This is a genomic window from Actinocatenispora thailandica (assembly GCF_016865425.1).
GTDB lineage: Bacteria > Actinomycetota > Actinomycetes > Mycobacteriales > Micromonosporaceae > Actinocatenispora > Actinocatenispora thailandica.
In genome coordinates this window covers 3,272,166-3,291,803 of sequence record NZ_AP023355.1, presented here as the reverse complement: position 1 = coordinate 3,291,803, position 19,638 = coordinate 3,272,166, and the positions used below count along the sequence as shown (strand labels likewise).

General features: G+C 74.5%; 20 protein-coding genes. 11 read left to right on the top strand and 9 right to left on the bottom strand.

Going from position 1 to position 19,638, the window contains the following annotated elements; genetic code table 11:
* The first annotated feature begins 26 nt into the window (after nt 1–26).
* Both Athai_RS14610 and Athai_RS14605 read left to right on the top strand, forming a co-directional pair.
* The gene (locus tag Athai_RS14610; protein ID WP_203961991.1) at nt 27–869 is read left to right on the top strand and encodes a carbohydrate ABC transporter permease; all 843 of its coding nucleotides are present in this window, start codon (nt 27–29) and stop codon (nt 867–869) included.
* Nucleotides 869–1,933, top strand: a complete 1,065-nt coding sequence (locus Athai_RS14605) for an ABC transporter ATP-binding protein (RefSeq protein WP_203961990.1) — start codon at nt 869–871, stop codon at nt 1,931–1,933. The genes Athai_RS14610 and Athai_RS14605 overlap by 1 nt, the downstream gene beginning before the upstream one ends.
* Before the next feature lie 31 nt (nt 1,934–1,964).
* Here the strand turns inward: Athai_RS14605 and Athai_RS14600 are convergent, their stop codons facing one another.
* Nucleotides 1,965–2,444, bottom strand: a complete 480-nt coding sequence (locus Athai_RS14600) for a winged helix-turn-helix transcriptional regulator (RefSeq protein WP_203961989.1) — start codon at nt 2,442–2,444, stop codon at nt 1,965–1,967.
* An 84-nt stretch (nt 2,445–2,528) separates the two neighbouring features.
* On the opposite strand from Athai_RS14600, the gene Athai_RS14595 reads away from it, so the two are divergent.
* The 4 genes from Athai_RS14595 to Athai_RS14580 all read left to right on the top strand — a co-directional run bounded on the left by Athai_RS14595 (nt 2,529) and on the right by Athai_RS14580 (nt 6,450).
* Entirely contained in the window at nt 2,529–3,398 is an 870-nt protein-coding gene (locus tag Athai_RS14595) for a ketopantoate reductase family protein (RefSeq protein WP_203961988.1), read from the top strand.
* On the top strand, nt 3,395–3,661 hold the full coding sequence (locus Athai_RS35280) for a pentapeptide repeat-containing protein (RefSeq protein WP_203965713.1): 267 nt from the start codon (nt 3,395–3,397) through the stop codon (nt 3,659–3,661). Before Athai_RS14595 ends, Athai_RS35280 begins: the two co-directional genes overlap by 4 nt.
* Nucleotides 3,662–3,670: 9 nt before the next feature.
* Nucleotides 3,671–4,228 carry a P-loop nucleotide/nucleoside kinase family protein gene (locus Athai_RS14585; RefSeq protein ID WP_203961987.1) on the top strand — a complete coding sequence of 186 codons (558 nt, stop codon included), beginning with the start codon at nt 3,671–3,673 and terminating at the stop codon, nt 4,226–4,228.
* 173 nt (nt 4,229–4,401) lie between these two features.
* Nucleotides 4,402–6,450, top strand: a complete 2,049-nt coding sequence (locus tag Athai_RS14580; protein ID WP_203961986.1) for a glycosyltransferase family 39 protein — start codon at nt 4,402–4,404, stop codon at nt 6,448–6,450.
* Between the two features lie 62 nt (nt 6,451–6,512).
* On the opposite strand, the gene Athai_RS14575 is transcribed toward Athai_RS14580, so the two are convergent.
* Nucleotides 6,513–7,931 (bottom strand): FGGY family carbohydrate kinase, encoded by a 1,419-nt coding sequence (locus Athai_RS14575; protein WP_203961985.1) that lies wholly within the window; start codon nt 7,929–7,931, stop codon nt 6,513–6,515.
* Nucleotides 7,932–8,090: 159 nt separating this feature from the next.
* Between Athai_RS14575 and Athai_RS14570 the strand changes: the two genes are divergently transcribed.
* From Athai_RS14570 to Athai_RS14560, 3 genes are read left to right on the top strand one after another with little or no spacing between them, the layout of a single operon-like run.
* Nucleotides 8,091–8,498, top strand: coding sequence for a TOBE domain-containing protein (locus tag Athai_RS14570; protein ID WP_203961984.1), 408 nt, complete (start codon nt 8,091–8,093; stop codon nt 8,496–8,498).
* 20 nt (nt 8,499–8,518) lie between these two features.
* Nucleotides 8,519–9,424 carry a substrate-binding domain-containing protein gene (locus Athai_RS14565; RefSeq protein ID WP_203961983.1) on the top strand — a complete coding sequence of 302 codons (906 nt, stop codon included), beginning with the start codon at nt 8,519–8,521 and terminating at the stop codon, nt 9,422–9,424.
* Between the two features lie 27 nt (nt 9,425–9,451).
* Complete coding sequence (locus Athai_RS14560) at nt 9,452–11,266, top strand: ABC transporter ATP-binding protein/permease (protein ID WP_203961982.1); 1,815 nt, start codon at nt 9,452–9,454, stop codon at nt 11,264–11,266.
* A 59-nt stretch (nt 11,267–11,325) separates the two neighbouring features.
* Here the strand turns inward: Athai_RS14560 and Athai_RS14555 are convergent, their stop codons facing one another.
* The 6 genes from Athai_RS14555 to Athai_RS14530 form a co-directional block, all read right to left on the bottom strand.
* Entirely contained in the window at nt 11,326–11,877 is a 552-nt protein-coding gene (locus Athai_RS14555) for a COG4315 family predicted lipoprotein (RefSeq protein WP_203961981.1), read from the bottom strand.
* 62 nt (nt 11,878–11,939) lie between these two features.
* A complete protein-coding gene (locus Athai_RS14550; RefSeq protein WP_203961980.1) occupies nt 11,940–12,653 on the bottom strand; it encodes an anti-sigma factor family protein in 714 nt (237 codons plus the stop codon).
* Between the two features lies 1 nt (nt 12,654).
* Nucleotides 12,655–13,131 carry a sigma-70 family RNA polymerase sigma factor gene (locus tag Athai_RS14545; protein WP_338028180.1) on the bottom strand — a complete coding sequence of 159 codons (477 nt, stop codon included), beginning with the start codon at nt 13,129–13,131 and terminating at the stop codon, nt 12,655–12,657.
* Between the two features lie 4 nt (nt 13,132–13,135).
* Nucleotides 13,136–13,642 (bottom strand): hypothetical protein, encoded by a 507-nt coding sequence (locus tag Athai_RS14540; protein WP_203961978.1) that lies wholly within the window; start codon nt 13,640–13,642, stop codon nt 13,136–13,138.
* 124 nt (nt 13,643–13,766) lie between these two features.
* Nucleotides 13,767–14,900 (bottom strand): S1C family serine protease, encoded by a 1,134-nt coding sequence (locus Athai_RS14535; RefSeq protein ID WP_203961977.1) that lies wholly within the window; start codon nt 14,898–14,900, stop codon nt 13,767–13,769.
* A gap of 240 nt (nt 14,901–15,140) precedes the next feature.
* Entirely contained in the window at nt 15,141–16,193 is a 1,053-nt protein-coding gene (locus tag Athai_RS14530) for a zinc-binding alcohol dehydrogenase family protein (protein ID WP_203961976.1), read from the bottom strand.
* 283 nt (nt 16,194–16,476) lie between these two features.
* On the opposite strand from Athai_RS14530, the gene nicT reads away from it, so the two are divergent.
* Nucleotides 16,477–17,592 (top strand): Nickel transporter NicT, encoded by a 1,116-nt coding sequence (gene nicT / locus Athai_RS14525; protein ID WP_203961975.1) that lies wholly within the window; start codon nt 16,477–16,479, stop codon nt 17,590–17,592.
* 213 nt (nt 17,593–17,805) lie between these two features.
* On the top strand, nt 17,806–18,858 hold the full coding sequence (locus tag Athai_RS14520; protein WP_203961974.1) for a hypothetical protein: 1,053 nt from the start codon (nt 17,806–17,808) through the stop codon (nt 18,856–18,858).
* Here the strand turns inward: Athai_RS14520 and Athai_RS14515 are convergent.
* Nucleotides 18,828–19,592, bottom strand: a complete 765-nt coding sequence (locus Athai_RS14515; protein ID WP_239156938.1) for a TetR/AcrR family transcriptional regulator — start codon at nt 19,590–19,592, stop codon at nt 18,828–18,830. The two genes, Athai_RS14520 and Athai_RS14515, sit on opposite strands and share 31 nt — an antisense overlap.
* Nucleotides 19,593–19,638 lie beyond the last annotated feature (46 nt).

Below are 19,638 nucleotides of genomic sequence, written 5' to 3'. Positions count from 1 at the left end.
AACGCCCCGACGAAGGAGGCACGCTGATGAGGCGCATCCTCGCCGACGCGCTGGTGCGGCACGCGCTGTCGCGCATCGGGCTGTACCTGTTCGCCGGGCTGATGCTGGTGTTCTTCGCGCTGCCGCTGCTGTGGTTGGTGCTCACGCCGTTCTCCCGTACCCCGGCGTACCAGATCACCGCGCCGAGCTTCACCCTGCACAACTTCCGGGTGCTGTTCGACAACCCGTTCGCGCTGCGCTCCATCGGCAACTCGCTGGTCCTCGCCGGCGGTACCGCGGTGCTCGCGGTGGTGTTCGCCGGCACCGCCGCGTACGCGCTGAGCCGGGTGCGGCTGCCCGGCCGCGACGCCCTGCTGTACGCGATCCTGCTGCTGTCCTCGATCGTGACGGGCACCGCGGCGATGGTGCCGATCTTCCTGATGCTGTTCCAGCTCAACATGATCGACAACCGGCTGGCGCTGATCCTGGTGCTGACCGGCGGGCTGCTGCCCTCGGCGATGTTCATCCTCAAGGACTTCATGGACTCGGTACCGAAGAGCTACGAGGAGTCGGCACGGGTGTTCGGCGCGAGCCCGCTGCAGATCCTGCGGCACGTGGTCGCGCCGGTGGTACGGCCCGGCCTGGCCACCATCGCGGTGTGGGCGGTCGTGCAGGTGTGGGGCAACTTCCTGCTGCCCTACATCCTGCTGCACGACCAGGCCAAGCAGCCGGCGGCGGTGATCATGTACACCTTCTACGACGAGGGCGGTCAGCCGAACTTCGCGCTGATCTCCACGTTCTCGCTGCTGTACTCGGTGCCGGTGGTGGTGGCGTACCTGATCGTCAACCGGCGGTACGGGTTCCGGTTCCAGGGAGGGATCAAGGGCTGATGGCGGCGATCGAGCTGGCGGCGCTGGAGAAGACCTACCCGGGCGGGGTACGCGCGGTCGACGGGCTGTCGCTGACCATCGGCGACGGCGAGTTCTTCGCCCTGCTGGGCCCGTCCGGTTGCGGGAAGACGACGCTGTTGCGCACCATCGCCGGGCTGGAGGAGGCGACCGGCGGCTCGCTGTCGATCGGCGACCGCGAGGTCACCCGGCTCGCCCCGGGTCAGCGCGACGTGGCGATGGTGTTCCAGGACTACGCGTTGTTCCCGCACATGACGGTGCTGGACAACATCGCCTACCCGCTGCGGATCAAGCGGGTGGCGCGGGCCGCCCGGCACGAGAGGGCCCGGCAGACCGGGGCGGGACTGGAACTGGCCGAGCTGATGGCACGCCGGCCGGCCGAGCTGTCCGGCGGCCAGCAGCAGCGGGTGGCGCTGGCCCGCGCGGTGGTCGCGCACCCGTCCGCGTTCCTGTTCGACGAGCCGCTGTCCAATCTGGACGCCCGGCTCCGGTTGTCGGCCCGGACCTTCCTCAAGCGGTTGCAGCGCGAGCTGGGGGCCACCACCATCTTCGTCACCCACGACCAGGCCGAGGCGCTCGCCATGGCCGACCGGATCGCGGTGATGGAGGCCGGCCGGATCCGTCAGGTCGGTACTCCGCGGGAGGTGTTCGGCCGGCCCGCCAACACGTTCGTGGCGAACTTCATCGGGTCCACCCCGATGAACCTGTTGCCGGCGACCGTGACCGACCACCGGCTGGTCCTCGCCGCCGGTTCGCTGCCGGCGCCCGCCGACCTGCCCGCCGACCGTGGCATCACCGTCGGGATCCGCCCGGAGTACCTGGACTTCTCCGCCACCGCGGTGCCCGATGCGCTGTCCGGCACGGTGGGCATCGTCGAGCACCTCGGTACCTCGTCGCTGGTCACCCTGGAGACCGCGGGCGGCCCGATCGGCGTGGTGGTGCCGGAGGAGTCCGAACCGGCCGCCGGCACACCGGGCTGGGCGGTGCCCCGCGCCGGCCGCGTCCTGCTGTACGACAGCGAGACCGGCGACCTGCTCGGGACCTGACCACCGAGCGTGCGGGGGAGCCGGCCGGTGGTCACGAGCGTGGCATCCGGGCCCGCTTGACCTCCGGTGCGCTGCGCCGCGCCACGTACCGGAAGTCGGTGGTGTTGACCGGTTTCCCGGTGTCGCGGTCGACCAGGACCGGGTCGGCCGGGGCGCCGGTCTCGGCGTCCACCAGCCGCACCCCGCCGCGTCCGGCGGTGACGTGCCGGCGGCCCCAGCCGGCCAGCGCCTCGATCACCGGCTGCAGGTCGCGTCCGCGCGCGGTCAGCCGGTACTCGTCGCGCGGTGGTCGCTGCTGGTAGCGGTGCCGGGCCAGCAGGCCGGCGTCGCAGAGTTCGGTGAGCCGCCGAGACAGCGAGTTCGACGAGATGCCGAGGCTGCGCTGGAACTCGTCGAACCGGGTCAGGCCGTGCAGCGCGTCCCGCACGATCAGCAGGCTCCACCATTCCCCGACCGCGTCCAGCGTCTGGGCGATGGGGCAGTCCATGCCCTCGAAGCTCTTGTGTCGCACGACTCACCCCTACCACTTCCACCATGGAAGCGACCACGCTAGTCTCACTTCCACGATGGAAGCAACCGGTAGGGAGTAGGGGCGATGACGAGGATCGGCGTGCTCGGACCGGGCGGCGTCGGAGGCGTGCTGGCCGCGCGGCTCGGTGCCGCGGGCCACCAGGTGAGCGTGCTCGCCACCGAACGCACCGCCGCCGAGATCACCCTGCGCGGGCTGCACCTGACCGCACCGGACGGCGAGACGGTGACCGCGCCGGTGGCCCGGCCGTGGCTGACGGCGCCGGTCGACCTGCTGATCGTCGCGGTCAAGGCCACCGACCTGCTGCCGGCGCTCGCCCGGGTGCCGGCCCCGGCGCTCGGTGCCGCGACGATCGTTCCGCTGCTCAACGGGATCGACCACCCCGCGCTGCTGCGCGCCGCGTACCCGGAGGCCTCGGTGGTGCCGGCGAGCATCGCGATCGAGGCGACCCGGCACCGCGCGGGCGTGGTCGAGCAGCTGACGACGATGGCCGACCTCGTCGTCGCGGACGACACCCCGGCCGGTGTCGCGGCGGCCGAGCTGTTCGGCGCGGCCGGCCTCGCCGTCAGCACCCAGCCCGACGAGGCGACGGTGCTGTGGCGCAAGATGGCCTTCCTCGCCCCGCTCGCGCTGCTGACCACCGCCACCGACGCGCCGATCGGCCCGGCGCGCGACCAGTACCCCGACCGGCTCCGGGCGCTGGTCGACGAGACCGCCGCCGCGGCCGGCCTCGCCGGGGTGCGCATCGAGCCGGACCGGATCGTGGCGCGGCTGGCCGCGCTGCCGCCGACGATGCAGTCGTCGATGCTGAAGGACCGTCGCTCCGGCCGGACGCTGGAACTGGACGCGATCGCCGGCCCGATCGTCCGGGCGCTCGGTGCCGAGCGCGCCGCGGCCACGGTCGAGGTCGGCCGGCAGATCCTCGCTGCCGGCTGAGACGCTGCCGGCTGAGACGCTGCCGGCTGAGACGCTGCCGGCTGAGACGCTGCCGGCTGAGACGCTGCCGGCTGAGACGCTGCCGGCTGAGACGCTGCCGGCTGAGACGCTGCCGGCTGAGACGCTGCCGGCTGAGACGCTGCCGGCTGAGACGCTGCCGGCTGAGACGCTGCCGGCTGAGACGTCCCTACGCCCAGTATGCCGGTCGGCCCGATCGGCGCGGCGTGCTGGGTGTCCGTGGTCGGCCGGGCGCCGGTTGGTAGGAAGGTCGGATGGACAGGCCGACGCTCGTCGTGGTCAGCGGACATCCGGGCAGCGGAAAGACCACGCTCGCGCACCGGCTCGCCGCACGGCTCGGCTGCCCGGCGATCTGCCGGGACGAGATCAAGGAGGGCATGGTCCTCGGCCTGCCGGACTACACCGCGGCGGAGGGCGACGCGTACACCCGGCGCACCTTCGAGGTGTTCTTCGCGACCCTGGACCTGTTGAGCCGCAACGGGGTCAGCCTGGTGGCCGAGGCCGCGTTCCAGGACCGGCTGTGGCGCCCGAACCTCGCCCCGCTCGCCGGCCAGGCCCGGTTGCGCATCGTCCGCTGCGCCGTCGACGGGGTCGTCGCGGGCGAACGGATCCGGCGCCGCGCGGCGACCGACGCGACCCGCCGCGCGCACACCGTGCCGGGGGCGCTGCAGCGACTGTCCGGACCGGACCCGTTCGACTGGTTCGTCCCGGTCTCGATGCCGGTGCCGACGCTGGACGTGGACACCACCGACGGGTACCGGCCGGGCCTGGACGAGATCGCCGCGTTCGCCGCCGATCCGGCCACCGGGTAGCCGCGTCGCGACCCGGGCGGCCGCCGTCCGGGTGGCGCGGCGCACCGCCATCGCGTGCGCCAGGGATCTGCGTCCCGCGGGCTGAGGTCGACCGGCGGAACGTCGGGCAGACCAACAGCCGGCGCACAGGTTCGGCTTCCTCCCGGCACAGCGGTCCCGGCCACGATCGACCGATGACCGCGATCGCCACCGAGGCCGCCGCCCTGCCCGCGCACCGCCGGTACCGGTGGCTCGCCCCCGGCCGGGCCGGCCTCGCCGTGCTGCTGGCCGGTACCGCGGCGCTCTACCTGGTCGGGCTCGGCGCCTCCGGCTGGGCCAACGCGTTCTACGCGGCGAGCGCGCAGGCCGGCGCGAGCAGCTGGGAGGCGTTCTTCTACGGCTCCTCGGACGCCGCGAACGCGATCACGGTGGACAAGACGCCCGCGTTCCTGTGGGTCATGGGCCTGTCGGTGCGGCTGTTCGGGCTCAACACCTGGAGCCTGCTCGTGCCGCAGGCGCTGGAGGGCATCGCCTCGGTCGCGCTGCTGTACGCGGCGGTGCGCCGGTGGTTCGGGGTACCGGCCGGCCTGCTGGCCGGGGCGGCACTCGCGCTGACCCCGGTCGCGACGCTGATGTTCCGGTTCGACAACCCGGACGCGCTGCTGGTGTTGCTGCTCACCGGCGCCGGCTACGCCACCATCCGGGCGCTGGAGGGCCACGGCGGTCGCTGGCTCGCGCTGGCCGGCGCGCTGCTCGGGTTCGGGTTCCTGACCAAGATGCTGCAGGCGCTGATCCTGGTACCGGTGATCGCCGCGGTGCACCTGATCGCCGGGCCGGGCCGGCCGTGGCGGCGGATCCGGGAACTGCTGCTCGGCGGGCTCGCACTGGTGCTGGCCGGCGGCTGGTGGGTCGCGATCGTCGAGCTGGTGCCGGCCTCGCACCGGCCGTACATCGGCGGTACCCAGCACAACAGCATCCTGGAGCTGACCTTCGGCTACAACGGCTTCGGCCGGTTGACCGGCAACGAGACCGGCGGGCTGGGCAACACCAACACCGATGTCGGGACGTGGCGGCTGTTCGACAGCGAGATGGGCGGCCAGATCAGCTGGCTGCTGCCGGCTGCGCTGATCCTGCTCGTCGCGGTGCTGTGGCTGGCCGGCCGGGCGCCGCGCACCGACCGTACCCGCGCGGCGGCACTGCTGTGGGGCGGTTGGCTGGTGCTGACCGGTGCGGTGTTCAGCCTGTCGGCCGGCATCATCCACCCGTACTACACGGTCGCGCTGGCGCCGGCGATTGCCGCGCTGGTCGGCATCGGTACCGCGGTCTGCGCCCGCCGGTCGCGGGCGGTCGTGGCCGCGACGGTCGCGGTGACCGCGGTCTGGGCGTACGTGCTGCTCGACCGGGTGCCCGGCTGGCAACCGTGGCTGCGCTGGACGATCGTCGGCGCCGGCCTGGTCATGGCGGTGCTGCTGGCGGCGGCGCACCGGCTGGCGCGGCGGCCGGTGGCCGTGGTCGCGGCGGTGGCGCTGGCCGGCGCCCTTGCGGGGCCGTTCGCGTTCTCCCTGTCCACCGCGGCGAGCGCACACCGCGGCGCGCTCCCGTCCGCCGGCCCGAGTGGCGGCAGGGGAATGCCTGGCGGTGGCCGGCCGGGCGGCGCCGGCAAGGGTGCCGGCCCGGGCGGCGGCGGTGGCCTGACCGGCCAGAACACCAACCAGACCGGCCCCGGTGGTACCGGGTGGCCCGGCCTGGGCGGCAACTCGGGTCCGGGCGGTAACTCGGGTCCGGGCGGTAACTCCGGTCCGGGCGGCAACTCGGGTCCGGGCGGCACCGGCCGAACCGGCGGCCCGGGCGGTACCGGGGGCGGGCCGGGAGCCGGTGGCCGGGGCCTGGGTGGGCTGCTCGACGCCGGTACCCCGGCGGCCCGGGTGGTGGCGCTGCTGCGCGCCGGGCATGCCCGGTACACCTGGGCGGCGGCGACGATCGGTTCCAACAACGCGGCGAGCTACCAGCTCGCGTCGGGGTGCCCGGTGATGGCGATCGGCGGCTTCAACGGCACCGACGCCTACCCGACCCTGGCGGCGTTCGAGAAGCTGGTGGCGGCCGGCCGCATCCACTGGTTCATCGCCGGTTCGCTGGCCGGATCCGGCAGCGGGAGCCAGGCGCCGCAACAGATCCAGACCTGGGTGACGAAGCACTACCAGGCCCGTACGGTCGCCGGGGTCACCCTCTACGACCTGTCGTAGCCACCCGGCGGGTCGGCCACCGCGGGCGACCCGCACCGGGTCGCCCGCCGGGTCTCGCCGGGTCAGGCCAGCCGGCTCCGCAGGGCGCGGTGCCGATCGGCCGCGGTGGCCATCGCGGCGACGTCGGTGTCGCTCGCGGTGACCTCCTCGGTCGCCGGTCGCAGGTCGATGCCGAGCGCACCGGCAGCCGCGCCGAGCGCGCCGACCTCCGGGTCGGTGACCCGCTGCCCGCGACCGCCGAGCGCCGCGGTGAGCCGTCCGGTCAGCCAGCTCGACGCGGCGACCGCACCGCCGCCGAGCATCGGCACCGCGGTACCTGCCGGGTCGACCGCACGGGCCCCGTCGGTGATCTCGTGGCACAGCCCTTCCAGGGTCGCGGCGAGCACGTCGGTGCCGGTGGTCGTCAGCCGCAGGCCGTACAGGGTGCCGCCGGCCCCCGCCGGATCGGTGGCCGGTGGCCGGTGCCCGGCGTGGAACGGCAGGCAGACCAGCCCGTGCTCGCCCGGCGTGAGTCCGGCGAGCGCCGGGCCCTGCGCGGCGGGATCGATGTCGAGCAACCCGAGGACCCACTCGTCCAGCACGCCGCCGCCGGAGTACGCGACGCCGTGGACCGCGCGCCGGTGGTCGACCCGGTACCGCCACACCGTCGGTGCCGGATCGGCGCCGCCGGTGCTGACCAGCCGTACCGCGGCGGAGGTGCCGACGGTCACGGACAGGTGGTCGGCGTCGAAGCAGCCGGAGCCCAGCGCACTCGCCGCGCCGTCGCCCAGCGGCGGTGCGATCACCGCGTCGGCGAGGTCCGGCCAGCGTTTCCGGTACTCCCGGGTGAACCGGCCGCGCCAGTCGTCGTCGGCGAGCTGCGGCACCTGCCCGGCCGTCACGCCGGCGAGCGCCAGCGCCTCGTCGTCCCATCGACAGGTGCGGGTGTCCAGCGCGCCGGTGCCCGACGCCGAGGACACCGAGGCGGTCGGCTCGCCCCACAGCACCAGGCCGAGATACTCCGGCAGCCCGACGTAGCGGCGCGCCGGTCCGGTCCGGGCCCGCAGCCAGCCGATCCGTACCGGCCAGTAGAACGGGTGCCACCACGCGCCGGTACGGGCGTGGTAGGCGTCCGGGTCGACCGGCGCCAGGTGCGCCGGCAGGCTCGGGCGCAGGTCCATCCAGGACAGGCACGGCCCGACCGGTTCGTCGTGTTCGTCCAGCCCGAGCAGCGAGTGCCACTGGGTGGAGATGCCGACCGTGTGCACGCCGCGCAGGTGCCCGGCGGCGGACAATTCGTCCAGGCAGGACACGGTGGCGCCGAGGTATGCGGTCAGGTCGAGTTCGGCCGCGCCGTCCGCGCCCTGATGGATGCGCGCCTGCTCCCGGACCGCCGCACCGGGCAGCGGGGTCAGCCGGTCGCCGTCGGCGGCGAGCACGACCGCACGCACCGAACTGGACCCGAGATCCAGGGCGAGGATCCGGCCGGCCGGCTGGGACATCGGGCACCTCCAGGGGGTGGGCAGCTGGGCTCCACCCTATGAGGCCAACCCGGGGGCGGCGCCGGCAACCGCAGCTGCGTCGTGATGTGGACGAACAGGTCGCAGTTGCCAGCCGGATGACCGGCTTGCGTTCGTGCGTGCGGCCCGTAGGGTGGATCCGTGGCGAACTATCGGATGGGTCGAGCCGCGCAACTGCTCGGGGTCAGCACCGACACGCTGCGCCGGTGGATCGATGCGGGCCGGCTGCCGGCCGGGCGAGACCAGCAGGGGCACCGGGTGGTCGAGGGCGTGGAGCTGGCCCGCTTCGCCCGCGCGCTGGCCACCGACGAGCCCGGCGGCACCTGGTCGTCGGCGCGGAACCGGTTCACCGGCATCGTCACCGCGGTCCGGGTCGACCAGGTGATGGCCCAGGTGGAGATCCAGGCCGGGCCGCACCGGGTGGTGTCGCTGATGACCCGGGACTCGGTCGACGAGCTGGGCCTGGTCGTCGGCGCGGTCGCCACCGCGTCGGTCAAGTCCACCCAGGTCGTGGTCGAACTGCCGGTGCCGGCCCGGGCCACGGCATGACGGGTGACGGGAGGACAGGGATGGCACGTCGGGTGCGCACTCGGGTCACGCTGGCGGCGTCGGTGCTGGCCCTCGTCGCGCTGCTGGCCGGCTGTGGCTCGGCCGGTTCCGGTGCCGGGGCGGGTGGCTCGTCGGGAACGAGCGACGCCCCGGGCTCCGGCGCCACGGTCACCGTGCTGTACGCGGGGTCGCTGGTCAACCTGATGGAACACGACGTCAAGCCGGGGTTCGAGGCCGCCGGCGCGGACACCTTCCAGGGTCAGGGCAAGGGGTCCGACGCGCTGGTCAACGAGATCAAGGGCAAGGTGACCAGGGGCGACGTGTTCGTGTCCGCGAGCACCGCCACCAACGACAAGCTGCGCGGCGGCGCGAACGGCGACTGGGAGTCGTGGTACGCCACGTTCGCCACCGCCCCGCTGGTGCTCGGCTACAACCCGAAGAGCAGGTTCGCCGCGCAGCTGAAGAGCAAGCCGTGGCAGCAGGTGATCGACCAGCCCGGGTTCCGGCTGGGCCGCACCGACCCGAAGCTCGACCCGAAGGGCCGGCTGACCGCGCAGGCGCTGGCCAAGGTCGGGCTGAGCAAGCTCGCCGGCAGCGACTCGGGCGTGTACCCGGAGGAGACGCTGCTGGGGCGGTTGCAGGCCGGCCAGCTCGACGCGGGCTTCTTCTACAGCTCCGAGGCGACCGAGGCGAAGGTGCCGACGGTGTCGCTCGCGCCGGTGGCGCTGGCCGCGACGTACACCGTGACCGTGCTCAACCGGGCGCCGCAGCCGGCCGCCGCGGCGGCGTTCGTCAAGTACCTGCTGGGTGCCCGGGGCGTCGCGCTGCTGCGCAAGCACGGCCTGCGGCCGACCGACCGGGTGCGGCTGACCGGCGACAGGTCCGCGGTGCCGGCGACGCTGCGCTCGACGGTGGGAGGTTCCTAGCGGCCCCGCGCCGCGGGACGGTGACGCATGAACCGGATACCCGTACTGCCGGTGCTGGCCGGCCTGCTGCTGGCGTACCTGCTGGTACCGATCGTGGCGTTCGCGGTGCGGCTGGCCGGCTCGGGCGGTGCGGCCGCGGCGCCGGGCGTCGGCGCCGCGCTCGTCACCTCGCTGGTCACCGCCACGATCGCCACCGTGGTGATCGGCGTCCTGGGCGTCCCGCTCGGCTACCTGCTCGCCCGGCGCCGGGGCCGGGTGGCCGCCGCCCTGGGCGTACTGGTGCAGCTACCGCTGGCGTTGCCGCCGCTGATCTCCGGGGTGCTGCTGGTCTACCTGGTCGGGCCGTACGCACCGCTCGGTGCGCTGACCGGTGGCCGGCTCACCGACACCCGGATCGGCATCGTGCTCGCGCAGGTGTTCGTCGCCGCGCCGTTCCTGGTGGTGGCGGCGCGCTCGGCGTTCGCCGCGGTCGATCCGGCGCTGACCGACGTGGCTGCCACCCTCGGGCACGGCCGGCTGTCCCGGTTCGTCCGGGTGGCGCTGCCGGTGGCCGGTGGCGGGATCCGGGCCGGGCTGCTGCTGGCCTGGCTGCGCGCGTTCGGCGAGTTCGGCGCCACGGTCATCCTTGCCTACCACCCGTACACCCTGCCGGTGTTCACCTACGTGCAGTTCGGCTCGACCGGGCTGCCGGCGACGGTCCTGCCGGTCGCGGTGGCGCTGCTCGCCGCGTTGACGGTGCTCGTCGCCGCCGACCACCTGCGGCTGCCCCGGCGCCGCCGGCAGGCCGTGCTGCCCGCACCGGTACGGCCCAACGGCCGGCCCGGGCCGCTGATCGGCTTCGACCTCACCGCGACCGTGGGTGGTTTCGGGCTGGCGGTCGCGCACCCGCCCGGCGCCCGCACCCTGGCGATCCTCGGTCCGTCCGGCGCCGGCAAGTCGATGACGCTGCGGGCGTTGGCCGGGCTGCTCCCGGCGGCCGGCCGGGTCACCCTGACCGGCGACGGTGGCCCGGAACGGCTCGCCGGTCTGGACCCGGAACACCGCGAGATCGGGTACCTGCCGCAGGATCCGGCGCTGCTGCCGCAGCTGACGGTGTGGCGCCAGGTGCTGTTCGGGGTCGGTGCCGATCCGGCGGTCGCCGCGTACTGGCTGGATCGGCTCGGCCTGGCCGATCTCGCCGACCGGCGGCCGGACCAGCTGTCCGGTGGCCAGCGCCGCCGGGTGGCGCTGGCCCGCGCGCTGACCCGCCGGCCCCGGTTGCTGCTGCTCGACGAGCCGTTCGCCGGCCTGGACACCCCGGTACGCGACGAGCTGCGGCACGAGCTGCGCGCCCTGCAGCGCGACACCGGGATGGCCACCGTGCTGGTCACCCACGACCCGGACGAGGCGGCGCTGCTGGCCGACGAGGTGCTGCTGCTGTCCGCCGGAACGGTGCGCCAGCAGGGCCGCCAGGAAGAGGTCTACGCGCATCCGTGCGACCCGCGGGCGGCCCGGCTGCTGGGCATCCGCAACCTGACCGCCGGTACCGTCGGGCCCGGCGGGGTGCTGCGTTGCGGCGCGGCGGCGGTGTGCGACACCGATCTGCCCGCCGGTACCGACGTCACCTGGTGCGTCCGGCCGGACCAGATCACGCTGTCCACCATGGACGGTGCTGGCGCGGCGGGCGGCCTGGCCGGCCGGGTGGTCGACGTGGTGCGGCTCGCCGCGTTCACCGAAACGGTGATCGAGCTGCCCACCGGGGACCGGTTGACCGCGACCCGCACCGGGCCGGCGCCGGAGCCGGCCACGCCGGTACGCCTGGCGATCCCGCCCGACGCGGTCACCCTGTGGCCGAGCCGGTGAGCCGAAGCCGGCAGGGCGGCGTGCGCGTGCACCCCACCCTGCCGGGGCCTCGCCGGGGGTCAGTAGTGGTACGGGTTGCCGCCGCCGCTGCTCGGTGACGGGCTGGCGGGGGTGCCGGACAGCCGGATCACGTGCCAGGTCAGCTTCGCGCCACCGAAGCTGTCCTGGGCGCCGTCGCCGGTCACCGAACCGGCGCCGTGGTCGGCCGCGAACCGGTACAGCGGATGCCCGTCGTAGGTCAGCTGGGTGCTGCCGTCGGACCGGTGCACGGTGCCCAGGGTGCCGCTCGCGCCGGGCACCGAACTCGGTACCGAGCCGGCGGCGGTGGCCACCGGCCACACCGCGGTGCAGGCCGCCGAGGCGCACTGCAGATGCTTCGTGGTCTCGCCGGCCGGGCTGTACAGCGCGCGCCCGGACGAGTCGACCAGTACCGTGCCGTGCCCAGTGCTGCGCGCGCTGACCGGCGCGGACGAGCCCGCCGAGGGGGTCGAGGAGGTACCGCTGGGCGAGGACCCGGTGCCGCAGCCGGCGGCGATCAGCGGCGCCGCGGCGGCCGGTGCCAGCCACCAGAGTCGGCGGGATCGGTGCTGGGACAACGAAAGCCAGGACATCGTGCTACCCCCTGTCGGTCTTGGATACTCGCTGTCGGACACGGCCGGGGGCCGCGGATCGTTCAGGGGGTGAGCGACAGTACCGGGGTGCCGTCGCTGGCGCGGACCTGGATCGCGCGGATCCGGTCCGGCCGGGTGGCGGTGGTCCCGGTCAGCACCATCGTCTTGTCCGGCACCGCCGACCAGCTGGAGATCCGCTCGCTGTGCCCGCCGGTGTCGACCACCACCAGCGTGTAGCCGACCGGGTAGCTCGCCGCGCCGTGGTAGCGGCAGCGCACGGTCACGTCGGTACCCCAGGGCCGGGTGGCCAGCGCCGCGGTCGCGGTGACCGGGGCCGGTGCCACCGCGGTCATCGCCCGGGCCGGCGGCGCCTGACCACCGGTGGGCCCGCGGCCGGGGCCGAAGGCCAGCAGCAGCGCGAGCACCAGGCAGACCGCGGCGGCGACCGCGCCACCGGCGACCACCATGACCCGGCGCCGCCAGCGGGCCCGGCGGGCGGCGGTGAACAGGTCGCCGGACAACTCCGGCGGCGGTGCCGCCGGTTCGGCGCCGACCTGCTCCACCGGTACCCGGGACAGCAGGCCGGGCAGGCCGGCGAACGCCTGCACCGACTCCCGGCACCGGGCACAGCCGGCAAGGTGCTGCTCGTACCGGTGCCGATCGGCGGGGGAGAGCGCCCCGAGCACGTAGGCGGCATCGTCGTGGTGGATGTCGGCGTCCGCGTCGTCGCCGCGGAGGCCACCGTCGAACGGCCCGCTGTCGAACGGACCCGTCATCTCAGACCACCCCCATCTCCTGCAGCGCGAGCCGCAGCGCCCGCAGCGCGTAGTGCAGCCGGGACTTGACCGTGCCGGCCGGCACCCCGATGCGCTGCGCCGCGTCCGGCACCGACCGCCCCTGGTAGTAGCACTCCACCAGCACCTCCCGGTGCGCCGGGGACAACCGCTGCAGCGCCTCCGCGACCAGCCAGGACTGCATCGCCTCGTCGGTACCGTCGGCCACGCCGCGCTCCGGCGGCTCGGCGAACGACACCTCGGGACGCACCTTCCGGGCCCGCCACTGGTCGATCACCAGGTGCCGGGCGACGGTGTACAGCCAGCCCCGCACTGGGCGGCCGTCCGCGGCGGGCGGGTGCTGCCAGGCCCGCAACAGGACCTCCTGGACGATGTCCTGCGCCCAGCCCCGGTCGCCGGTCAGGCTCAGCACGTACCCGTACAGCGGGCCGGCGTGCTCGTCGTACAGCGACCGCAGCAACTCGTCATCGGCCGAGGCGGGCACCGTTCCTCCAGCCGTGCCCGGTCCATCCGCGGTGCCTGGCCGGCGGGCTCGTCGAGCCGGACCGACCGCCGTCGGCCTCGGTCCGGGTGGCCCGGGCCGGCAGCGCGGCCAGTGCCAGCCCGCCGACGACCGCGACCGCCTCGGCGGCCACCGACAACCGCTGCGGCACGCCGGCCAGGCTCTCCTGTACGCCGAACAGCCCGACCGTCGCCGAGACGGTGAACGCGGCCAGGGTCGCCGCGCCGAACCCGGCGGCGGCGAGGGCGACCAGCCGATACCGGCCGACCAGCAACGCGATGCCCAGCACCAGTCCGCCGGCCGCGTTGAGCAGGAACAGCGGGCCGATCACCGGAACGTTGCGGAAGCCGGTGGCCCACATCTGCAGGTGGATGTCCGCCGACAGCAGCACCGCCGCCGCTGTCACCGCGCGCAGCGCCGCCGCGGCGACGGTGCGCGTCGTGGCCTGCCTGCCGGTCCGGTCGGCCATCGTGACCACCTCCCGCCCGACGGCACGGATGCGCGGCGGTCGATGGTTCAATCCTGCCCCGTACCGGCGCCGGAAAGTGCCGCACGGCACCGGTACGGGTGGGACCGGTCTGCCGGGGCGGTGCTCAGTGCCCCGCGATCAACTGGTTCGCCACCGCGTGGGCGGTACTGGCCGGGATCGCGAAGCCCACCCCGATGCTGCCGGACGAGCCGGCGTTGGCGGTGTTGATCCCGACGACGCGGCCGGTCGTGTCGACCAGCGGGCCCCCCGAGTTGCCGGAGTTGAGGGCCGCGTCGGTCTGGATCATGTTCGTGTACCTGGTGGTCTGGCTGCCGTTGCCCTCGCCGGCCGAGATGGACCGGTGCAGCGCGCTGACGATGCCCTCGGTCACGGTGCCGGCGAGCCCCAGCGGGCTGCCCAGCGCATACACGGTGTCGCCGACCTGCACCGACGACGAGTTGGCGAACGTGGCCACCGGTAGCGCGGAGCCGGTGGAGACCTGCACGACCGCGAGGTCGTGGGTGGTGTCGGTGCCGATCACGGTCGCGCTGTGCCGACTGCCGTCGGCGAACGTGACCGTCACCGTGCCGCCGCTGGTGCCGAGGACGTGCGCGTTGGTGAGGATCATCCCGTCCGAGCGGATCACCACCCCGGAGCCCTCGCTGCTGCCGCCGCCCGCGCCGCTGACCTGGATGTCGACCACGGTGCGCTGCACGTTCGAGACCAGGTCGGCGACCGAGGTCTGGCTGGACGCGGTACTCGCCGCGACGCTGCTCGACGCCGGCTCGGGACCGGTGAGCGCCCGCACCGCGTACGCGCCGCCCGCGCCGCCGCCCACCACCAACACCAGCGCCGCGACGCCGGCCGCCGCGCCGCGCCGCCACCGCCGGGGCGGCCGAGGCGGCGGCGCCGTCGGCCCCCAACCGCCGAGCGGTGGCATCGCGCCCGGCGGTGGTACCGAGCCGGGCGGTGGCACCGAGCCGGGGGCGCCGTACCGGGCCGGCCACAGCGGGGTGCCGGTCAGTACCGGCCGGTGGTCGGGGGCGAGCGGCTCGGCCGGCGCCGGATGCTGGCCGCTGGCCGGACCCGCCGCCCCAGCGGCCGACGCCGGCGCCGCGACCGGGCCCGCCGCCGGGGCCGGAGCCGTGGGCGGCGCGGCCGGCTTGCGGTCGGCCGCCGCGGAGGCGACGTGCTGGGTGCCGGTCGGCCGCGGCTCGTCCGGCTCGGGGTCGAGGTGGGTTCGCGGATCGGTACTCATGGGTCGATCGTGCGTCGGCGCACTGCGGCCCGGCTGACGAGTGACTGGGAGCTTGCGGGGAGTACCGGCCGATGCTGTGCTGAGCCTGTGTCGCCCGCCACGCTGCGGCCGGCGGGGTCCGCCTCACCGCCGTCCGGCCGGTCGGCGACGTGCGCGAGGCGGCGCCGGGCCGTGGCGGATCGGTACGCGCTCGTGCGCCGCCCGGCGGTCAGCCGTTCGACGGGGCGGTCCACGGTGCGCTCACCGCGTCTGCCCGGAGGTCGGGTCGGCCCGGCGCGGCTCGTCGGGTACCAGCACCGCCGCGCCCTCGACCCGGTCGGCGGCCAGGTCCGCGAGCGCGCGGTCGGCCTGCGCCAGCGGGTACGGCGTGGTGGTCACGTGCAGGTGGTGCCGGCCGGCGAGGTCGAGGAACCGGCGGCCGTCCTGCCTGGTGTTGGCGGTGACGCTGCGCAGGGTGCGCTCCCGGAACAGGTGCCGCTGGTAGTTCAGCGGCGGGACGTCGGTGAGGTGGATGCCGGCCACCGACAGCGTGCCGCCGGCGTCCAGGGCCTCCAGCGCCACCGGCACCAGCGTGCCGACCGGCGCGAACAGGATCGCCGCGTCCAGCGGCTCGGGCGGCGCCGCGTCGGCCGGCCCGGCGGACGCGGCACCGAGTTCCAGCGCCAGCTGGCGGGCCGCGGCCGCTCGGGTCAGTACGTGCACCCGGGCGCCCTGCGCGATCGCGAGCTGCGCGGTCAGGTGCGCCGAGGCGCCGAACCCGTAGATGCCGAGCCGGCCGCCGGTCGGCAGCTGGGCGCGCAGCAGCGCCCGGTACCCGATGATCCCGGCGCACAGCAGCGGCGCCAGTTCGACGTCGGAGTACCCGTCCGGCAGCCGGTAGGCGTAGTCGGCCGGCACGGTGGCGTACTGCGCGTACCCGCCGTCGGCGTCCCACCCGGTGTACCGCGACGCCAGGCAGAGGTTCTCGGCGCCGGCGAGGCAGTACCGGCAGTGGCCGCAGGTGTGCCGCAGCCACGCGATGCCGGCCCGGTCGCCGACCGCCCACCCGGTCACGTCGGTGCCGAGCGCGACGACGCGCCCGACCACCTCGTGCCCGGGCACCACGCCCTGCCGGTGCACCGGCAGGGCGCCCTCCGCCACGTGCAGGTCGGTCCGGCACACCCCGCACGCCGACACCTCGACGAGCAGCTCACCGGGGGCCGGTGTCGGCACGGCCAGGGCGGCCCGTCGCAGCGGCCGGTCGGCCATCGGCCCGGGTGTCTCGACGCGCCATCCGTCCATGGTCCGGCTCATGCCTGCCGATCGTAGAAGCCGTCGCCGGGACGTGGCGCCGTTCGCGGCCGAACCGGCATCACACTGAAGCCCAGCTACCTAGAAAGCAGCGCGGGCGGTGACGTGTCCGGCACGCGACGGTGATGGCGGTCGCGCCGGCGGGATCGCCGGATCGCGGGCGCCGGGCCGGGGGCTGCCCAGCGTGGCTAATTGCACATGTCTTGCAGGAACCAATACTGTGGCTTTAGGGTCTGGACGTGCCGACACTTCATCGCGACGCACCGGCTACCGGCCGGAGGGCGTCATGACCGGTTTGTCTTCCGCAGCGCCGACCCGTGCCCGCCGCCGGCTGTCCGCCGGCGAGCGGCGCCGGCTGCTCGGCATGGGACTGTTCGTGCTGGCCCTGCACGTGGTGGGGTGGGGGCTGCTCGTTGCCCTGGTCGCCCCGGCGCAGTACCGCGTCGGCGGCCAGGTCTTCGGCATCGGCCTCGGCGTCACCGCCTACACGCTGGGCATGCGGCACGCGTTCGACGCCGACCACATCGCCGCCATCGACAACACCACCCGCAAGCTGATGGGCGACGGGCAGCGGCCGGTGTCCGTCGGGTTCTGGTTCTCGCTCGGCCACTCCTCGGTGGTCTTCGGGCTGTGCGCGCTGCTCGGCTTCGGTGTGCGCACCCTCGCCGGCCAGGTCGAGAACGACTCGTCCACGCTGCAGACCGTCACCGGCCTGATCGGCACCCTGGTCTCCGGCGTGTTCCTGGTGATCATCGCGGTCCTCAACCTCGCCGTCCTGCGCCGCATCGCGAGGGTGTTCCGCCGGATGCGCTCCGGCCACTTCGACGAGGCGGAGCTGGAGGAGCAGCTCGACAAGCGCGGTTTCGTCAACCGGATCCTCGGCGGCGCCACCCGGGCGGTCCGCAAGCCGTGGCACATGTACCCGATCGGCCTGCTGTTCGGGCTGGGCTTCGACACCGCCACCGAGGTGTCGCTGCTGGTGCTCGCCGGCGGCGCGGCGGCGTTCGCGCTGCCCTGGTACGCGATCCTGACGCTGCCGATCCTGTTCGCGGCCGGCATGTCGCTGCTGGACTCGATCGACGGCTCGTTCATGAACTTCGCCTACGGCTGGGCGTTCGCCAAGCCGGTACGCAAGGTCTACTACAACCTGACGATCACCGCGCTGTCGGTGGCGGTCGCGCTGATCATCGGTGTCATCGAACTGCTGTCGGTGCTGGCCGAGAAGCTGTCGATCTCGTCCGGTCCGCTGGCCTGGATCGCCGGCCTGGATCTCAACTACGTCGGGTTCGTGATCGTCGGGCTGTTCGTCGTCGTCTGGGGGGTCGCGCTGCTGACCTGGCGGTTCGGCCGCATCGAACAGCGCTGGAACACCCGGCTGCGCACCGAGCCCGCGGACGACTGACCGGGCGGCGCCGCGCCCGGGTCCCGGGTGGCGCCACCCCGGTTCCACCCACCGTCCGGGCGGCACCGCGCTCGGTTCCACCCACCGTCCGGGCTGCACGGCGCTCGGTTCCGCCCACCGGCCAGGCGGCACCGACTCGCCCGGACGGACCGCCCGGCGGCCGACGGGACACCCACCCATAGCCTGTACGGCGGGATCGGTGACCGAGGGGGAGTGGATGTCCGACAGCACGTCGCGGACCGGTTGGCTGGGCACGAGGGGCCGCTGCGGTCGCTCGGCCTGGTCCGGGCGCTGGACGGCGGTCGCAACATGCAGCTGATGGTGCTCGCCGGGATCGTCACCGTGCTGGTGACCCGTGCCTACCTGGCGGCGACCGGCTACCCGCAGGTCGGCGGCGGCAGCCTGCACATCGCACACGCCCTGTGGGGCGGGCTGCTGATGCTGATCGGGCTGGTGGTGGCGCTGCTGTTCGCCGACCGGGCCGCCCGGTTGGTCACCGCGATCGCGGGCGGTGTCGGGCTCGGCCTGTTCGTCGACGAGGTCGGCAAGTTCATCACCCGCACCAACGACTACTTCTTCGCCCCGGCTGCCGGCGTGATGTACCTGCTGTTCGCCGCGCTGGTGCTGCTGGTGATGCAGGTACGCATCCGGCGTCGGGGCGGGCCTGCCGCCGACGCCGCGGCCGCCGCGGTGCTCGCCGCCGGCGGGCTGACCGGCGGGCTGACCGGCCGGCAGCGCAGCGAAGCGATGCAGCTGGTGGCCGGCCGGGAGGATGCGGCGGCGGTCGGGGTGCGGTACCTGATCGCGGCCGCGCCGTCCCGGTCCGAGCTGCGCCCCGGCGCGGGCCGCTTCGGCGCGCTGCGGCGGCGGGTGCGCCGGATCGCGGACTGGCGGTTCCTGCCGCCGATCCTGATCGGGGTGCTGAGCGTGACCCGGCTGATCGTGGCCGTGGTGTTCGTGGTCCAGACGATCGTGGCGCTGGCCGCCGACGAGCGGTCGCTGCTGGGCCAGGAGTACGGAGCCGTGTTCGCGAGCGCGCTGACCCGCACCGCGGAGGCGGTCCTGAGCGTGCTCGGTGCGCTGCGCTGGCGCCGGAACCGGACCGCCGCCTACCGCCTGCTGCTCGCCGCGCTGTACCTGAACCTGTTCGTCACCCAGCTGTTCAACTTCACCGACAGCCAGTTCGGTGCGCTCGCCGATCTACCCAGCGTGCTGGTGATGCTCGGATTGTTGACCTACTGGCGGCGCCGCGACGCGGCTGCCTGACCGATCAGCTCACCGAGCCCGTCGAGCACCCGGGCCAGCCCGAACTCGTACGCCTGCGCCGGGTCGTAGGCGCTGCCCCGTTCGGCGCCGGCCGCCGCGCCGACCCGTACCGCGCGCGGGTAGGCGGTCGGGTCGAAGATGCGGGCCAGCAGCGGACCGGCCTGCTCCCACCACTGCTGGTCGGTACCGGTCGCCGCGGTGGCGGCGCGCTCGTCGCGGGCGTTGGCGTACACGAAGCCGAGCAGGTAGGTCAGCGCGTCGTCGCGGGTCACGTCGGGCAGGTCGAGCCCGTCGAAGGCGGCCAGTTCGTGCTCGTACTTGGCCATCAGGCCCGGGCCCAGCGTCGGTCGCGCGGTGTACAGCTCCGCCATCCACGGGTGGTCGCGGCACAGCTGCCGGTTCTCCGTGGCGACCGCGGTGAGCCGTTCCCGCCAGTCGAGCCCGGCGGTGTCGGCGCGTTCCATCGCCTGGTAGGCGGCGTCGGCCATCAGGTCGAGCAGCTCGGCCTTGCCGGGCACGTAGGTGTAGACGGTCATCGCGGAGACGCCGAGGCGTTCAGCGACCCGCCGGATGGTGAGTGCGGCGAGACCGTCGGAGTCGGCGACCGCGGTGGCGGCGGCGACCACGTCGGCGACGGCGAGGCCGGGGCGCGGCCCGCGGCGTGGCGGTGCCACCTCGCCCCACAGCAGTCGCAGGGTCTTCGCCGTGTCGCCGCCGCCGGTGAGTTCCGCCACCGCCCGATCTTCGCAGAGTGCCGCCCGGGCGGTTACACTGTACAAC

Excerpts from the sequence above, each read along its gene's own strand:
- Athai_RS14605 (WP_203961990.1), top strand. The coding sequence starts at position 869 with ATGGCGGCGATCGAGCTGGCGGCGCTGGAGAAGACCTACCCGGGCGGG.
- Athai_RS14530 (WP_203961976.1), bottom strand. The coding sequence starts at position 16,193 with ATGAGCCGGACCATGGACGGATGGCGCGTCGAGACACCCGGGCCGATG.
- Athai_RS14595 (WP_203961988.1), top strand. The coding sequence starts at position 2,529 with ATGACGAGGATCGGCGTGCTCGGACCGGGCGGCGTCGGAGGCGTGCTG.
- Athai_RS14550 (WP_203961980.1), bottom strand. The coding sequence starts at position 12,653 with ATGACGGGTCCGTTCGACAGCGGGCCGTTCGACGGTGGCCTCCGCGGC.
- Athai_RS14610 (WP_203961991.1), top strand. The coding sequence starts at position 27 with ATGAGGCGCATCCTCGCCGACGCGCTGGTGCGGCACGCGCTGTCGCGC.
- Athai_RS14560 (WP_203961982.1), top strand. The coding sequence starts at position 9,452 with ATGAACCGGATACCCGTACTGCCGGTGCTGGCCGGCCTGCTGCTGGCG.
- nicT (WP_203961975.1), top strand. The coding sequence starts at position 16,477 with ATGACCGGTTTGTCTTCCGCAGCGCCGACCCGTGCCCGCCGCCGGCTG.
- Athai_RS14555 (WP_203961981.1), bottom strand. The coding sequence starts at position 11,877 with ATGTCCTGGCTTTCGTTGTCCCAGCACCGATCCCGCCGACTCTGGTGG.
- Athai_RS14540 (WP_203961978.1), bottom strand. The coding sequence starts at position 13,642 with ATGGCCGACCGGACCGGCAGGCAGGCCACGACGCGCACCGTCGCCGCG.
- Athai_RS14565 (WP_203961983.1), top strand. The coding sequence starts at position 8,519 with ATGGCACGTCGGGTGCGCACTCGGGTCACGCTGGCGGCGTCGGTGCTG.
- Athai_RS14535 (WP_203961977.1), bottom strand. The coding sequence starts at position 14,900 with ATGAGTACCGATCCGCGAACCCACCTCGACCCCGAGCCGGACGAGCCG.
- Athai_RS14575 (WP_203961985.1), bottom strand. The coding sequence starts at position 7,931 with ATGTCCCAGCCGGCCGGCCGGATCCTCGCCCTGGATCTCGGGTCCAGT.
- Athai_RS14585 (WP_203961987.1), top strand. The coding sequence starts at position 3,671 with ATGGACAGGCCGACGCTCGTCGTGGTCAGCGGACATCCGGGCAGCGGA.
- Athai_RS14580 (WP_203961986.1), top strand. The coding sequence starts at position 4,402 with ATGACCGCGATCGCCACCGAGGCCGCCGCCCTGCCCGCGCACCGCCGG.